Below are 17,656 nucleotides of genomic sequence, written 5' to 3'. Positions count from 1 at the left end.
TACAATAAGGACTACATTTGCGTAAAATTTGACTAAAAACAATAAAATGAGATTTGGATTTTTTGACGACCTTAACAGAGAATATGTAATAACCAACCCCAAAACCCCCTGGCCATGGATAAACTATTTAGGCAATGATGACTTTTTCAGCCTGATATCAAATACAGGTGGAGGATATAGCTTCCACAAAGATCCACGATTCAGGAGAATTACCCGTTTCAGATACAACAATGTGCCCGTTGACGACAATGGAAAGTACTTTTATATAAAAGAAGGTGAAACAATATGGTCGCCGGGATGGAAACCGGTTAAAACAGAATTGGATAATTATGAATGCCGTCATGGGTTGGGATATACAAAAATTTCAGGAGCAAAGAATCTACTTTCGGCATCGGTAACCTATTTTGTCCCACTGGGTAAATCTGCCGAAATTCAGCGTGTTCAGTTAAAGAATAATGGTCCTGTTCAAAAAAAATTCAAATTGTTTTCATTTGTTGAATGGAATCTTTGGAATGCATTGGATGACATGACAAATTTCCAGAGAAACTATTCCATTGGCGAAGTTGAACTCGACGGCTCTGCGATATATCATAAAAGCGAATATCGCGAACGCAGAAATCACTATGCATTTTATACTGTAAACAAAAAGATCGACGGGTTTGATACCGATCGGGAATCATTTGTAGGATTATATAATTCTTATGCCGATCCGGATGTAGTTCGTGAAGGCAGATCAAAAAATACAGTGGCCCACGGATGGTCGCCCGTTGCTTCTCATATGCTCGAAATTGAGTTGAATCCGGGAGAAGAAAAAGATCTCATTTTTATTTTAGGATACATAGAAAACAAAGATGAAGAGAAATGGGAATCAAAAAAAATAATCAACAAAACAAAAGCAAAACAACTTATTTCTGAATTAAATACTTCGGAACAAATTAAAAAAGAGCTATATAAACTAAACGAATACTGGACCAAATTACTTTCCAATTTCCAGGTAAAAAGCCATGATGAAAAGATGGATCGTATGGTTAACATTTGGAACCAGTATCAGAATATGGTAACCTTTAACATGTCTCGTTCTGCGTCGTATTTTGAATCGGGAATTGGCCGTGGAATGGGATTTCGCGATTCGAACCAGGATTTAATCGGCTTTGTGCATCTAATACCTGAAAAAGCTCGCGAACGAATTTTAGATTTAGCTGCCACGCAGTTGGAAGACGGTGGCGCTTATCACCAGTACCAGCCACTCACCAAAAAAGGAAATTCTGATATTGGCGGGAATTTTAATGACGATCCGCTTTGGCTGATTCTTTCAACTACTTTATACATCAAGGAAACCGGCGATTTTTCCATTCTAAAAGAAATGGTCGCTTACAATAACGACGAAAGTAAAGCACAACCGCTGCTTGACCATTTAAATCGCTCTTTTCTTCATGTGACAAATAACCTGGGACCGCATGGTTTGCCGTTAATCGGTCGTGCAGACTGGAACGACTGTCTAAACCTGAACTGTTTTTCAAACAACCCCGATGAATCGTTCCAAACTACAGAAAATAAAACAAACGGTGTCGCCGAGTCGGTGATGATAGCCGGAATGTTTGTACTTTACGGTAAAGATTATGCTCAATTATTAGAACAACTGGATAAATCTGCTGAGGCAGAATTTGTGTTCCTGGAGGTCGAGAAAATGAATCAGGCCATCGCCCGGCACGGATGGGATGGTGAATGGTTTTTGAGAGCCTATGATTTTTTTGGAAAAAAAATAGGAAGCACTGAAAATAAAGAAGGAAAGATTTTTATAGAATCAAACGGATTCTGCACTATGGCGGCTGTTGGAAAAGAAAAAGGCTGGCCGGAAAAAGCGCTTGATTCCGTTAAAAAATATCTTGATTGTGAATACGGAATTGTATTGAATAATCCTCCTTATTCAGAATACGATCTCAGCAAAGGAGAAATTACCAGTTACCCGGAAGGATATAAGGAAAATGCCGGAATTTTTTGTCACAATAACCCATGGATTATGATTGGCGAAACCGAGGCCGGAAATGGAGACCAGGCTTTTGAATATTACCGTAAAATTTGCCCGTCCTATTTGGAGGAGATTAGTGATTTACACCGGACAGAGCCGTATGTTTACTCGCAAATGATTGCAGGTAAAGATGCCTGGAAACCCGGCGAAGCAAAAAATTCGTGGCTCACCGGAACTGCAGCCTGGAACTTTTTTGCTATCTCACAACATATCCTGGGAATTCAACCGGATTATAACGGACTCGTGATTAATCCTTGCATCCCCAAAAACTGGGATAGTTTTTCAATACAGCGAAAATTCAGAGGAACGACATACAATATAAGAGTTTTAAATCCTTTACATCTTTCAAAAGGTATAAAGGAAATTTTTGTTGACGGGAAACCAACCAAAGGAAACAAAATTCCGCTACAATCGAAAAGTAGTTGCGAAGTTCTGGTAACACTAGGATAAGTTTAGTGTTATTTTTTCCGCAGCACATAACAATTTGTGCGGCGGGAATTAAAAAATCCGTTCCTTCAAACAATTTATTTATCAATAAAAAGTTGATAATAAAATCGGATTATTAGTTTTGTGTCCATAATGAATGTCAGACTATTTTTTCTCTTATTATTTATTGTCTCGCTGCAAATTAATGTACTCGGACAAAGCAACAATGCAACTTTAAAAGGAACGATAAAGGATGAAACCGGTATCCCTCTCGATATGGTAAACATTGCCCTGAAAGATTATCCTATTGGAACAAGTTCAAATCGGAAGGGAGAATTTTTATTGCGGATTCCGGCGCAAAAAGAGATAGTAGTTGTGTACTCATCGATTGGATATGTGCCTGTTTTAGATACGATTCGGGCAGGTGTGGAAGAAGACGTTTTCAGGGAAATTTCGATGAAAATTCTAAACCAGCAGTTGGGAGAAATAACAGTCCAGGAGCAGCGCAGAAATTCAGGAAACGTTACCCGCCTGGATCCCAAATTTGCCACCATTCTTCCCGACGCCTCAACTGGTGCAGTTGAAGCACTAATTAAAACATTACCCGGCGTTTCAACAAATAATGAATTGAGCTCGCAATACACCGTTCGCGGTGGAAATTTCGACGAAAATCTGGTATATGTAAACGATGTGGAAATTTACCGCCCTTTTCTGATTCGTTCTGGGCAACAGGAAGGAATGAGTTTTATTAACAGTGATTTGGTTTCAACAATTAGTTTTTCTGCCGGAGGATTTGATGCAAAATATGGCGATAAAATGTCGTCGGTATTGGATATAAAATACCGCAAACCAAGCGAATTCAGAGGTTCTGCTTCGGCGAGCCTTCTCGGAGCCTCGGCACATTTTGAAGATGTTGCATTAAAGGGAAGATTAGCACATATTTCAGGAATTCGCTACAAAACAAATCGTTATTTACTCGGAAGTCTGGATGAGCAGGGCGAATACGATCCAAATTTTATCGACTTTCAAACTTATATCACCTACCAGTTTTCTGAAAAATTTGATGTTTCCTTTCTGGGAAATGTGGCTCAAAATGAATACAAATTTATTCCGCAAACCCGCGAAACAACTTTTGGCACCTGGACAACTCCTTTAAATACAAAAGTTTATTTTGACGGACAGGAGATTGATGACTTTCAAACCTATCTGGGAGCGGTAACGGCAAACTATCATCCAAATCAGAACCTGAATCTGAAACTGATTGCTTCAGCTTATTATGCAACAGAAGAAGAAACGTACGACATTACAGGTCAATACTATTTAAACGAACTGGAAAGAAATATGTCATCAGAGGAATTTGGCGACAGCGTGCTGAACCTCGGTGTCGGAACATTTATCAATCACGCACGTAATTATCTTGATGCAACTGTTTACAGCTTATCGCACCGGGGAGCGTACAATTCGGAAAAACACCTGTTAAACTGGGGAATAAAATATCAGCATGAACAGATTGATAATAAAATAAACGAGTGGATTTACCGGGATTCAACCGGTTATTCAATTCCGTATTCCGATACAGAAGTCAGTTTATTTTACTCACTAAACAGCAAAAGCAACACAAACTCTAACCGTTTGACCGGCTTTATTCAAGACACATACAGTTTACCTGTTTCCAGCGGTGATTTATACCTCACCGGGGGAATTCGTTTTCATTACTGGGATTTTAACGACGAAATATTACTCAGCCCGCGTGCAACAATACGCTACTACCCTGATTGGGAAAATAAAATTTCTTTTAGTTTATCCACGGGATTTTATCACCAGTCGCCTTTTTTTAAAGAACTGTTAAATACCGATGGCAATATAAATTATGCACAAAAGGCACAGCGCTCATTCCAGATTGTAGCCGGAACCGATTATATTTTTAACGCCTGGGACCGACCATTTCGTTTCACTGCCGAGGCTTATTACAAAGATTTATACCGTTTAGTTCCTTATCAAATCGAGAACGTTCGGATACGGTATCTGGGAGAACAGGAAGCGAAAGGTTATGCAACCGGTTTGGATATGAAGATTAATGGCGAATTTGTAAGCGGGGTTCAATCGTGGGCTAGTTTATCCATCATGTCGACAAAAGAAGACATTAAAGATGATGGTCACGGATATATCCCCCGTCCCACCGATCAATGGATGAATTTCAGCCTGTTTTTTCAGGATTATCTACCGGGAAATCCCTCTTATAAAATGCAGCTCTCCGGGTTTTACGGAGCGCGCCTGCCGGTTGGCCCACCAAACTCGGAACGTTATATGGATACATACAGAATGCCGGCTTACAGAAGAATCGATTTGGGATTTTCAAAAGTAATCATAAGTGCAGCAAATCCGGTTAGCAGAAACTTATTGCGGCATATTAACGACATGTGGTTGAGCCTGGAAGTATTTAACCTGTTAAACATTAACAATACAATTTCGTATTTTTGGGTATCAAGTAATTCCGGCGATCAATATGCCGTACCTAACTATCTTACATCCAGGAAAATTAATTTAAAACTTACGGTTAAATTTTAAATGGAACTTACAATTTATAAAGTAGATGCATTTTCAGAACAGCCTTTTTCAGGTAATCCGGCTGCTGTTGTGCCTCTGGAGAGTTGGTTGCCCGAGGAAGTGATGCAAAACATCGCGTTGGAAAACAATCTTTCGGAAACGGCATTTTTTATTCCCGAAAAAGATGGTTTTCATATTCGTTGGTTTACACCTGCCTCCGAAGTAAAATTGTGTGGACACGCTACGCTTGCAAGCGCTCACGTATTATTCAAACATTTAAATTATAATAAATCTGACATTCGTTTTAATTCGTTAAGCGGAATTTTAAAAGTAAAAACAGATTCTGATATTCTTATTTTAGATTTCCCGGCTTCATCAATTTCTGAAATCAAAATGCCAGATAATCTCAAGACAGCATTTAATATTCAGGCCCAAAAATGTTACAAGGGAAGAGATGATATTATGTTGATTTTTGAAAAAGAACAGGACATTTATAATTTGGTGCCCGATTTTCAAAAAATCCTTGCTTCCAATACGCGGGGAATTATTACTACAGCTGCATCAACTGAATTTGATTTTGTATCACGCTTTTTTGCCCCGGCGGTTGGGATAAACGAAGATCCGGTAACGGGGTCTGCCCATACTATGCTTATTCCCTACTGGTCAAAAAGATTAAATAAATTCGAAATGACTGCCAGGCAGGTTTCCAAAAGAGGCGGAATTTTATACTGCAAATCGTCGGGTGAAAGGGTTGAAATTGGCGGAAAAGCAATCACTTTCCTAGGCGGAAAAATATTTTTCTGAATCAGGCTTCCTTTATGTTGTAAACCATCAAAGCATCGCCGTGCCGAACATACAAACGGCCATCATTGATAACCGGATGAGCCCAGTGTTCCATGGTTCCCATCGGAATTTCAAAACGATTCACAATCTCAATTTTTTCAGGATTTGCTTTCATTAATGCCATTTCACCATCTCTCTCTGCGTAACCGTAAAACATTTCATCAGCATAAATAATCGCTCCACCTCCCAAATCTTTATTTTGAACAATCATTTCACCTGTATTCCAGCTCAATACCTGCCAGTCGTTTCGCAAGTAGCCCGAAGCATAAATACAGGTATCAAGCTTTATTAAACCTCCCATAAAACTTCTCAAACGTTCATTTCTCCACAAAATCGCTGCATCTTTTCCATCTTCTGAAAGTTGGATCAGAATCATCCCTGAAGTATCGCCTCGGTCGGGAGTAGCTACCAATATCCTGCCATCAGAATAAACCGGGGTGTTTGCATGTATCTTATTTCCTTGTGTATGTTCTATCCGCCAATACATTTCACCTGTGTCAGCGTCAATTCCCATTACCGATTCAGATGTCATACCAATCACCAAACGCTGATTATTATAATTAATTAAAATCGGAGAATTATAAGTTGCCTGCTCGCCGTTTCCGGTCGAACTCCATATTTCTTCCCCAGTGAAGCGGTTTAACGCCACCACATTGTTTTCTTTTCCGCCCGGGACACAAATTAAACGGTCTCCATCAATCAAAACCGACTCGGAGTAACCAAACTGAATAATTGAATCAACCCCCAAATCATCGATAAAATCAACCGACCATACTTCATCCCCATTTTCTGTATTGAAACAGTACACCTTCCCCATTCCACTTTCAAAGTACATTAAATCATTAACAATTGTTGGTGTAGAACGTGGGCCATGGAACATTGCGTTATAATCCGGGCCGTACTCTTTTTTCCATAGCAAATTACCATTTTTATCAAAAGAATATAATGTACCGTTCGAATCAATTGTATCTTTCATTCCGCTTACAAAAATATTGTCGCCGGCAATTGCCACACTGGAATGTCCATAACCGAGTCCTTCAACCGACCAAAGTAATTCCGGGCCATTTTCGGGCCATTTTTTTAACAAGCCTGTTTCCTGATATATTCCGTCACGGTTAGGTCCCCGCCATTGTGAAAATTGCGTCTTCTTCTCAGAACACGCGCTAAATACAAAAACAAATCCAATGATAAAGAAAAAAACTCTGGTCATATTGTTTTGGTTTATTTATTAAATTTATACTGTTGGTAAATATAAGTATTACTTTCGTTGAAAACATTACATGTTATGAATGACCCTTTTGGACTAGCCATAAATGATTTTTACCGGAAAGGAAAAGCTCCCGATATAAAAGTTGACAGCAACTATACAAAGGATGAACGCATTTCTGTCTCCCATTTTTTCAGGGATGAAAATGAAATGCCGGAAATAGAAAAAGCTGCTTTAAAAAAATGTAAAGGAAAAGTCCTTGACGTTGGAGCTGCCGCCGGATGTCACTCCTTAGCGCTTCAAAAAAAAGGGTTTAACATTACTGCACTTGACAAATCGGAGTTGTCAGTTGAGGTAATGAAAAAAAGAGGAATTCAAAAGTTTATTTGCTCTGATATTTTTGAATACTCCGGAAATACTTTTGATACTGTTTTATTGTTAATGAACGGAACCGGAATTGGCGGAACACTTGAAGGATTAAAGAAACTTTTCCGGCATTTAAAAACATTGTTGTCCGAAAACGGGCAAATTCTAATCGACTCATCGGATATAAAATACCTTTTTGAAGAAGATGACGGTTCGCTTTGGATTGATCTGGCCAGTGACAAGTATTACGGCGAAATGAAATACAAAGTCAAATATAAAAACGAAACAGATGAATTTAACTGGCTTTTTATCGATTATGATTTATTAAATAAAACGGCGCTCGATACCGGATTAAAATGCGAACTGGCTGCATCGGGCAACCATTTCGACTACCTGGCCAGAATTTCATTAAAATAGTTTTTTTTAAAACCCGCTGAAATCCCCATAAAAAACCAATCTCTTTTCATAGACCATTTTGGGTCATTGGCAGAAAAATTTGGCTTATTCACAGATAATATTTCCCCATTTACCCTTGTTTCCCTAATTTGGTAAAGAATTTGAAATTCAAAACAAAGCCTGAAAACTAGTAAAGGATTTACTTCCACAAAAATGAAAAACAAATGAAAGCAATTATTTTAATCTCCTCCATTTTTTATATTCTTGGTTTAAAAATCGGGAATAAAATAGACATCGTAAAAAAAGCAAATCCGGTTGAAAAAATTATCACAAATTGTATTACTCCGTCAAAGCCGGCAAAGTCAATCCAGTTTGAACAAAAAGATATCGAAAAGGCGCAGGCTGATTCATTAAAAGGTGGCACAACTCAACAGGAAGACCCGGTTCTGAATAGCAAATAATATTGAATAACGCTTTCCGAAAACAAAAGCAAATTTTCGTTAACAGGAGACCATATTTTATGGTTTCCTGTTTTTGTTTTAGTAAATTGGTAGATAAAAAATCAATTTAGTCAACATCTCATTTATTCGCGAAATGACCTGTACAATAACATCAAACGACACGGTAATTAAAAGCTGGACACAACTGGTTGACGAAGTATACCACGATGCATGGAAACCTCAGATGGGAAGATTCAGAAGCGATTATGCATTTCGGGGCCTGTCGGATTGCAGTTACCAGTTAAAAAGCAGTTTTTTAAGAAGCTGCGGAGAACATCCTGAACTCGAATATCATATCCTGAGAAATTTTCGCAAATATGCGCGAACAAGCGAACCAAGCTTAACAAACACACAACTTCGCTCACTTGTATTGGCACAACATCACGGATTGCCCACCCGCCTGCTCGATTGGACCTACTCCCCTTTTATTGCCATGCATTTTGCAACATCGAATACTGAACATTACGACATTGACGGAGTGATTTGGAAAGTAGATTTTGTTAAAGTGAACCGGTTAATTCCAGAGCCGTTAAAAATCCTTCTGGAGCAGGAAAAATGTAATGCTTTTACTGTTGAAATGTTGGAATCGGAATTTTCCAATGTCCAAAAATTCGACGAGGAAATCGGCCACGGAAATGTGCTCTTTTTTGAACCTCCGTCCATTGACGACAGAATCGTAAACCAGTTTGCCCTTTTTTCCATTATGTCAAACCCAATCTCCATTCTCGATGATTGGTTAACAAACCACCCTGATGTATACCGCAGAATTATCATTCCGGCAAGATTAAAATGGGAAGTTCGTGACAAACTAGACCAGGCAAACATTACAGAACGTGTATTATTTCCGGGACTCGACGGTTTGGCAAGTTGGCTGAAAAGACATTATCAACCAAAAAGTATTTAATTTGTTGATATAGTTATTACTATCGATTTTTTTGAAAATAATAACCAACTCAGAAATTATGGAAAAGATAAAAATGAATCGCCGAAAATTTGTTGGTGCTTTATCACTTGGAACAGCACATCTTTTATTCTCAAACCCAATATACGCCGGAGTTTCGCAACTTTCCTCGATGGATCCACTGCAAAAAGTAAAACTTGGAAACTCGGGACTGGAAACTACTTTACTCGGCGTTGGAACAGGAGTTCACGCATCAAACAGAACCTCGTATTTAACCCGGCAGGAAGACGAAAAAAGCCTTGCATTGCTGAGACATGCGTACGAAAAAGGATTTAGAAATTTTGATTGTGCCGACACTTACGGGACACACGGAATGATGGCAAAAGTTCTTCCTGAAATGAACAGGGAGGAAATAACAATTACTTCTAAAATCTGGGTTCGTGGAGGTGGAATTCCGGAAACAGAAAGACCTGATGCTGATGTGGTTGTTGAACGGTTTCGAAAAGAATTAAATACCGATTATATTGATTTGGTTCAAATTCATTGTATGGTTGATGAAAACTGGACCGAAACACAGAAAAAACAAATGGATATTCTGGAGAATTTAAAGTCTAAAGGAATAATCCGCGCTCACGGCGTTTCCGTTCACTCGCTCGATGCAATGAAAGATGCATTGGAAAGTCCCTGGGTTGACGTTATTCATGTTCGGATCAATCCTTACGGAATAGCTATGGATAAACCGGATCCGGAGGAAGTAGTGGAGGTAATCCACAAATTACACAAGGCCGGCAAAGGAATTATCGGCATGAAACTGGTTGGTAACGGACAATTAAGGAACGATAGTAAAAAAATTGACAATTCGCTTCGTTTTGTTCTGGGACTGGGAAGTGTTGATATGATGATTGTAGGATTTGAAGAAAAAGAGCAAATTGACAATTATCTGGAAAGAGTTGAAAAAGCACTAAAAGAAACGAGAAGTTAACATGGAAGAACCAATTTTACGAATTCAAAAATTAGGTTTTCCCTGGGTGACACAGGATCCATTTCTTTTTTGTGTCCATCACCTCGATTATTACCCCAAAGGAAATGATAAACTTGGTCCTGATGCTTCCCTTCATGGAAGAAATTTAGGAAATGACTTTGTCATAAAAGATGGCTGGCGAATGTATCACGGAACAGAAATTCCAGGTTTTCCGGTTCACCCGCACCGAGGTTTTGAAACCATTACTTTTGTTACGAAAGGTATGGTAGACCACTCCGACTCAAACGGAGCAGCGGGCAGATACGGCGAGCGCGATGTACAATGGATGACTGCCGGGAGCGGATTGCAGCATTCCGAGATGTTTCCTTTATTAAAAAAGAATGAAACAAACACCCTTGAACTTTTTCAGATATGGCTAAATCTGCCGGGAGAAAAGAAATTTGTAAAGCCTGCATATAAAATGTTATGGGGAGAAGAAATTCCAATAATTGAATTAGCTGATGAAAACCACAAAAAAACATCGGTTGATATTATTGCCGGCAAAATCGGAAATATTTCCGCGCCGGAACCAACGCCCGATTCCTGGGCCTGCAATGACGAAAATGAGGTCGCCATCTGGCAAATTACAATGGATGAAAATGCTTCCTGGAAGATTCCTGTTTCAAAAGAAAAAATAAACCGTACACTGTATTTTTTTGAAGGAGATGTGATTCATTTAAACAATAAAAAAGTTGAATCAAATCATTTGTTGGAGTTGGACTCAACGCAGGAAATAACAATTCACAATGGAAATATCTCCGGCAGGTTATTGTTACTGCAAGGTAAGCCAATTAATGAACCTGTGGTACAATACGGGCCGTTTGTAATGAATTCAGAACAAGAGATTAAGCAGGCTTTTTCCGATTACAAAAAAACACAGTTTGGAGGCTGGCCGTGGCCTGAAACGGGAATGGTACACGGCAGAGAACGCGGACGTTTTGCCAAAATGGAAAATGGTGAAGAAATTCAAAAAGACTAATTACGCTAAGAATAGCAGTTATCGAACACATATAAGTAACTAAAAATGATGCTTTTATAAAATATTATAAAAAAAATCCCGGTCCTCTGACCGGGATTAAACCTATGTAAAGAAACACAACGTAAAGTTGATGATTCTCCTTTTAGACTCACCAAGTTATCCAATGTTTAAAATAAAGGAGTCTTTTTTTTTGTTTTTTATAATGAATTAAAGATTCGATAAAATAAAAGATTGTTGTAGATTCCGTTTTTTTTAATGAATTTTAGCCACCCGGAAAATATAACACAGCATGAAGAGACTATTTTATGATAACCGTTACTTTTTTATTCCTTACTTGCTTTTTGTAATTCTGTGTACCATATTATTGATTTTATTTACAAAAACAGACCTTCATATTTTATCCAATGAAGCAAATTCTCCCTTTTTCGATATTTTCTTTAAATACGCAACTTATTTTGGCGACGGGGCAGTGATTGCACTCCTTTCTCTTATTTTACTGTTCGTCAAATTCAGATATGCCCTGATATTCCTAACAGGCAGCCTGGCAACTGCTTTAATTGTAAATCTATTTAAAAAGGTTGTTTTTCACGAAATGTATCGTCCTTCAAAATATTTTGAATTGTATGAAAGCTACAAACTTCATTTGGTTGAAGGAGTGAAGTTACACTCGTTGCAAAGCTTCCCTTCCGGCCACACAGCCACTGCTTTTAACCTGTTCTTAATGATAGCATTAATGGTCAAAAACAATTTTCTAAAGTTTATATTCTTTATATTAGCGGCACTAGTAGCTTATTCACGCGTGTATATTTCACAACATTTTCTTGTCGATATCACTGCTGGTTCAATAATTGGAGTCATGTTAATTGTACTAACCTGGTTGTGGTTTGAAAAATTTGACAAACAATGGTTAAACCGCTCTTTTATCCGACGCTCAGGAGACTAATATGATAAATAAAATCCATCCACTAAAAATAGAATTGTTTATTGTTGCCGTAGCATCATTACTATTCATTCCTTTTCTGGGGGGCGTTCATCTTTTCGATTGGGATGAAATTAACTTTGCCGAAGCTGCCCGTGAAATGATTGTTACCAAAAATTACCTGACAGTTCAAATCAATTTTCTTCCTTTTTGGGAAAAACCCCCGCTTTTTATCTGGATTCAGGTTCTTTCAATGAAAATGTTTGGAATAAACGAATTTGCATCACGATTTCCAAATGCAGTTTGCGGCGTGCTTACTTTGCTGGTCATTTTTAAGATAGGCCGAAAAATTCACAATAATCTGTTTGGACTTTTGTGGGTACTCGCATTTGCTGGCTCTGTCCTTCCTTTTTTCTATTTTAAATCGGGAATTATTGATCCCTGGTTTAACTTGTTTATTTTTCTCGGAGTTTATTTTCTCATCTTATATTCTTCTCCGGAGAATACAAAAAGAAAACAAAACATTTTTTTTGCCGCCACTTTCGCCGGATTTGCGATTTTAACAAAAGGGCCCGTTGGATTTTTACTGATTGCGATCACAGCAGGAGTTTTTTTGATTCTTGTCAGATTTAAAGTGAAGGTAAAAATCACTGAAGTTTTGCTTTACTTTTTGGCTTTAGCGCTGGTCGGAGGCTCATGGTTTATTGTTCAGATTTTAACAGGTCATTACGATACGGTGGTTGAATTTATTGTATATCAAATCAGACTGTTTCAGACCAAAGATGCCGGACATGGTGGTTTTTTTGCTTATCACTTCGTAGTGCTTTTTTTCACTGTCTTTCCCACATCAATTTTGGCATTAAAATCATTCAAAAGAGAAAACATCAACGATGATTTTCACCGTTTAATGAAAAAATGGATGCTCATTCTGTTTTGGGTCGTCCTTATTCTTTTTTCCATTGTAAAAACAAAAATTGTTCATTACTCTTCCCTCGCCTATTTCCCGTTGACATTTTTGGCAGCCAACTTTGTTTACCGTGCTTCAGAAAATAAACAAATCTGGAAGAAATGGATTTCCGGATTATTAATTTTTGTTGCTGTGCTATTTGCCCTCCCGGTCATCATGCTCCCTTTTGTCGATAAAGTCAAAAACGAAATTATAGCAAAAAACTGGATTCACGATCAGTTTACTGTTGGAAACCTTCAGGCAACAGCACACTGGAATGGTTTTGAATTTATCCCCGGAATTTTTCTGGTTGCTTCGGTCATCCTTATTTTAATTCGGATTCCTAAAACCGATGTGCTAAAACGCGCCATCTATTTGTGGGGAACAACACTCATTTTTACATTTTTTGTTATTACACTGGTCGTGCCCAAAGTGGAAAAATATTCACAAAATGCCTTGATCGAATTTTTCAAATCCCATGCAGAAGAAGATGTTTATTTAAAAAATATTTATTTCCGATCGTATGCTACCTATTTTTATGGTGAAACAACACCGCCGCAAAATAAAAATTTCTACAATGAAAACTGGCTTTTAACCGGCGATATTGATAAGGACGTTTATTTTGTAACCAAAATTCACCGTGCCCAAAGGCTGGAAGAATATCAGGATATAAAAAAGATCGGAGAAAAAAACGGATTTGTATTTTTTAAGCGGGAGGCAAAGTAAACAATATTAATTTAGATATTTTTTGTAATAGTTCGATTTTTCCTCATTCCCAAAACGGGCATAAATATTGGCCATATAACCTGCATACTTTTCTTCAGGATTTATTTCCCAGAGTTTTTCAAAAAAAGGCAACGCTTTTTTAAAATCGGCGGTAACCTTTTCCAGTTCTTCTAATAAAATTCGATATTGTTTGGTGGTTTTATTTTTATTGTATTTTTCCATTTCCTCTTTGTAACGATTTTCAGCTTTCACGTAAAACTTTTTGGCATTCCACTCTAAAGCTTCAATATTCTGTGAATCTTTTTCAAGAATAACCAATGAAAGAGAATCGCACACTTCCGTGTTCTTTTTTTCCAGGTTTATTTGAAAAAATTTCTCCTGATTTGCCAGTTCATTCTTTGAAGTTTGCTCCAATTTATCCCAGACTGTAAGCGCCCTATCAAACATTTCTATTTCATAGTAAATCTCAAAAAGGCGGGCATTGATTTCACTCAGGTTTTCATTAAAATTTTCAGTATAAAACTCCAGAGCACTTAATTCTTTTGAAAGATTATCTTCTGTACGAAATATTTTAGCAAGTGATGCATACATTTCTGCACTTGAAAAATTCTTATACCGTGCCTGGTCAAACCAGTTTACAGCAAGTTCATTATTGCCAACCTGAAAAGCTGATTGTGCTGCTTTTGCATAAGATGCACCATTTATTTCTTCAGCAGGTTGTTGGTTAAAATACTGTTGCCAGCTTTCTACTGCAAGATTATGATTTCCCTGTAAAGCTGCATTTTCAGCATTATCTTTAAAAGAAGTTAACGATTTGGGCCCGCTACAGGATGCCAATGCAAGGATGCCAATGATTGCTATATATTTTTCTATTCTCATAATCAATTCATTAAAAGCCGACAAAACTAATATATTTTATTTTTCTACCATATTTTGTGCCAACTTAAAATCGATTTTCAATTTTCTGTTTCAACAAAAAGCCCTGCCAAGAAAGGCAAGGCTTTAAGTCGTTATTTTCAATTCAAACTATCTTCTCCACTGAGCTTGAGTAATACTAAATTCTTTTTCACCGGAAAAATCTGATCCGGTAATTTTTAATTTATACTTTCCCTGCTCTATCATTTCGTCTTTATTCAACATCAAATCCCAGCTAAAGAAATTTAATCCTTTGTCGGCATTAAAGTCAAAACTTTTTTCAACTGAACCATTTTCACGAACAATCTCAACTGAATATTTTCCTCCATTTCTCAAATAAAACGAGGCATACAAATCCCTAGCTGTTCTGCGAAACCACCTACCCGGCCGAACCGGCAAACGACAATCTTCAATCGTTAATATTTTCCCGGCTGTTTGCGGATCGATTTCGGCAACTTCACGAATAAAACGAATGTCCATCGCCCAGGCACCGCGCCCGTGTGTTCCAATTACTGCATAATCTTCACGTGGATGAATGACCAAATCATGAACATAAGTGGTTGGTAAATTTCCCGGCAAACTACTCCAGCTTTCACCATGGTTTAACGATATATACACACCATAATCAGTTCCCACATAAAGAATATTCTCATTCACAGGGTCTTCACGAATCACATTCACCGGCCCACAAGGAATATTGCCCGTAATATCTTCCCAACTCTGGCCGTAATCTTCCGATTTCCAAATGTATGCCGCAAAATCATCATCACGTTTTCCATTCTGGCTCATGTAAACACGGCCTTCAGCAAAACGAGATGCTTCCATTTGCGAAACCCATTTTCTGAAAGGCAATTTTTTATTTATTTCCTGCCACTCGGTTCCGCTGTTTTGGGTTACCCATACACGCCCGTCGTCTGTTCCGGCATAAATTAATCCAAATTTTAAAGGCGATTCTGAAATGGTAAAAATAGTCTGATATGGAATATCTCCTTTTTTATCAGCGTCGTTATAAGTTAAATCCGGACTGATTCTCTCCCATGTTTCTCCCTCGTTCATCGAACGGTGGACAAATTGAGTCCCGTGATAAATGATTCCCGGATTGTGTGGCGATAAAATAAACGGAGCCAGCCACTGACCTCGTAATTTGTCGACTCCGTCGGGTGTTGGCGGCATTATATTTTTGCTTTCGCCGGTTTTCATATTGGTTTTTGAAATGGTCCCGTAAAATCCTGCCGAGTATACTTTATCCGGGTTATTCGGATCGATAAAATGGTTACTACCTTCTCCTCCGGGTGCGCTTTCAAACTCAACGGGTTGAATATTGTTTCTTCCGCGGCTTAAATCAACCACTCCCCGATAACTTCCATGATCCTGCACGGAGCCGTACACATGAAACGGTTCATCCATATCAACATTAATATTAAAAAATTGCACTAGTGGAAGGTTGTCGTAAAATGTCCTGAAATTTTCTCCGTCATATGAAATTGCAACTCCTCCGTCGTTTACATTCACTATATAATCTGTATTTTCCGGGTCAATCCACAAACCGTGGTGGTCCATATGCATTCCATCAAGGGTTCGAAAAGTTTTTCCTCCGTCTTCCGAAACATTCAGATACAAGCCCAAAACAAAAATCTTATCCGGATTTACCGGGTCAACACGCATTTGTCCAAAAACCCATCCATAAGTTCCGGAAAGCCCTTCCATATATGCGTTTTGCTCACTTACCTGATGCCAGTCTTCACCTCCGTTATCCGAACGGTAAACTGTAGCTCCTTTTATTCTTCCGCTACTCGGGCGTCCGTAAGCATCAGACTGATCTTCTTCTGTTTCATTCTTTGGTAATCTTTCATAATTGTCAATGAATGCGTACAAAGTATTGGGAGAACTTTTACACAAATCAATTCCAATTCGACCGCGAAATTTTGCTTCAGGAAGTCCACTGTTTATTTTTTCCCAGTTCTTTCCGCCATCAGAAGTTTTAAAAATGTTACTTCCGGTGTAGTCGTCTTCATTTCTTGGATCATTCCATTTTTTTCGAATTCTTTGCCATGTTGTGGCATACATTATTTCCGGATTTTCCGGATGTACTATCAAATCATACGCACCGGTTTTTTCATCAACATAAAGAATCTTATTCCAACTTTTACCTCCATCTTCTGTCTTATAAATACCTCTTTCTTTGTCGTTTGTCCATTCATTTCCACCGGCGGCTACGTAAACTACGTCCGAATTTTCAGGATGAATCAAAATTCGTGCTATTGTATTTGTATTTGTCAGTCCGAGGTGTTTCCAGCTTTTTCCTGCATCTTTTGATCGATAGATTCCGGCCCCTGCATTTGAGCTGCGAAAAATATTTGCTTCGCCTGTTCCTGCCCAGATTACATTTTGATTTTGCGGATCGAGTGCCAAATCACCAAAAGCTGTCGACATTCCGTGTTCAAAAACCGGTGTCCAGGTAATCCCCTCATTTTCAGTTTTCCAAATTCCTCCCGAGGCACCAGCCACATATATCGTATAATTTTCTCCCTTGGGAGTTACTACTTCAACATCAGTCATTCTCCCACTTACATTTGTGGGCCCGATATACTGCCAGGGTAAATTTTTAAAAACCGAATTTTCTGCTAATTCTTTGTATTTCTCATACGACTCCACTCGCTGTTTAGCTGATGTTTTTTCAACCACCTTTTGAGAAAAGGCTGAATAGTTACAAAAAACAACACTTACAAAAAATAATAAAAACAAATTTAATCTTGCTGTTCTCTTATTTGTCATGATTGTAATTATTGAAGTAAATACTACTGCAATCTAATTATAAAAAATTAAATATGCTGCCACCAGTCACTCGATTTCAAAATAAAAACAATGAAAATATTTTGTTAAAACATTATAAATCTTTTTTTGGTTAAATATATATGTTCAATAACTTTAAAAG

13 protein-coding genes are annotated in these 17,656 nt (G+C 38.1%); 10 read left to right on the top strand and 3 right to left on the bottom strand.

Annotated features, from left to right (window positions below; genetic code table 11):
• The first annotated feature begins 46 nt into the window (after nt 1–46).
• The 3 genes from GM418_RS26525 (at nt 47) to GM418_RS26515 (ending at nt 5,806) form a co-directional block, all read left to right on the top strand.
• Nucleotides 47–2,479, top strand: coding sequence for a glycoside hydrolase family 94 protein (locus tag GM418_RS26525; protein ID WP_158870601.1), 2,433 nt, complete (start codon nt 47–49; stop codon nt 2,477–2,479).
• Between the two features lie 129 nt (nt 2,480–2,608).
• Nucleotides 2,609–5,023, top strand: a complete 2,415-nt coding sequence (locus tag GM418_RS26520) for a TonB-dependent receptor (protein WP_158870599.1) — start codon at nt 2,609–2,611, stop codon at nt 5,021–5,023.
• Entirely contained in the window at nt 5,024–5,806 is a 783-nt protein-coding gene (locus GM418_RS26515; protein ID WP_158870597.1) for a PhzF family phenazine biosynthesis protein, read from the top strand.
• Nucleotide 5,807: 1 nt separating this feature from the next.
• Here the strand turns inward: GM418_RS26515 and GM418_RS26510 are convergent, their stop codons facing one another.
• Nucleotides 5,808–7,055, bottom strand: a complete 1,248-nt coding sequence (locus GM418_RS26510) for an outer membrane protein assembly factor BamB family protein (protein ID WP_158870595.1) — start codon at nt 7,053–7,055, stop codon at nt 5,808–5,810.
• Between the two features lie 75 nt (nt 7,056–7,130).
• Between GM418_RS26510 and GM418_RS26505 the strand changes: the two genes are divergently transcribed.
• From GM418_RS26505 to GM418_RS26475, 7 genes are all read left to right on the top strand, one after another.
• Nucleotides 7,131–7,835, top strand: a complete 705-nt coding sequence (locus GM418_RS26505) for a class I SAM-dependent methyltransferase (protein WP_158870593.1) — start codon at nt 7,131–7,133, stop codon at nt 7,833–7,835.
• 203 nt (nt 7,836–8,038) lie between these two features.
• Nucleotides 8,039–8,275 (top strand): hypothetical protein, encoded by a 237-nt coding sequence (locus tag GM418_RS26500; RefSeq protein WP_158870591.1) that lies wholly within the window; start codon nt 8,039–8,041, stop codon nt 8,273–8,275.
• Between the two features lie 133 nt (nt 8,276–8,408).
• The gene (locus tag GM418_RS26495) at nt 8,409–9,218 is read left to right on the top strand and encodes an FRG domain-containing protein (RefSeq protein ID WP_158870589.1); all 810 of its coding nucleotides are present in this window, start codon (nt 8,409–8,411) and stop codon (nt 9,216–9,218) included.
• 58 nt (nt 9,219–9,276) lie between these two features.
• Nucleotides 9,277–10,197 carry an aldo/keto reductase gene (locus GM418_RS26490; protein ID WP_158870587.1) on the top strand — a complete coding sequence of 307 codons (921 nt, stop codon included), beginning with the start codon at nt 9,277–9,279 and terminating at the stop codon, nt 10,195–10,197.
• A 1-nt stretch (nt 10,198) separates the two neighbouring features.
• Nucleotides 10,199–11,215: a pirin family protein gene (locus GM418_RS26485; protein WP_158870585.1), complete on the top strand. Its 1,017-nt coding sequence runs from the start codon at nt 10,199–10,201 to the stop codon at nt 11,213–11,215.
• 289 nt (nt 11,216–11,504) lie between these two features.
• Entirely contained in the window at nt 11,505–12,158 is a 654-nt protein-coding gene (locus tag GM418_RS26480; protein ID WP_158870583.1) for a phosphatase PAP2 family protein, read from the top strand.
• A 1-nt stretch (nt 12,159) separates the two neighbouring features.
• A complete protein-coding gene (locus GM418_RS26475) occupies nt 12,160–13,806 on the top strand; it encodes an ArnT family glycosyltransferase (RefSeq protein WP_158870581.1) in 1,647 nt (548 codons plus the stop codon).
• 6 nt (nt 13,807–13,812) lie between these two features.
• Here the strand turns inward: GM418_RS26475 and GM418_RS26470 are convergent, their stop codons facing one another.
• Both GM418_RS26470 and GM418_RS26465 read right to left on the bottom strand, forming a co-directional pair.
• Entirely contained in the window at nt 13,813–14,685 is an 873-nt protein-coding gene (locus GM418_RS26470) for a tetratricopeptide repeat protein (RefSeq protein WP_158870579.1), read from the bottom strand.
• Between the two features lie 147 nt (nt 14,686–14,832).
• Nucleotides 14,833–17,496: a WD40/YVTN/BNR-like repeat-containing protein gene (locus GM418_RS26465; protein WP_158870577.1), complete on the bottom strand. Its 2,664-nt coding sequence runs from the start codon at nt 17,494–17,496 to the stop codon at nt 14,833–14,835.
• Nucleotides 17,497–17,656: the final 160 nt, after the last annotated feature.

The organism is Maribellus comscasis, assembly GCF_009762775.1.
Lineage (GTDB): Bacteria > Bacteroidota > Bacteroidia > Bacteroidales > Prolixibacteraceae > Draconibacterium > Draconibacterium comscasis.
The sequence above is the reverse complement of the archived record's forward strand: the minus strand, read 5'-3'. Positions and strand labels throughout refer to the sequence as shown.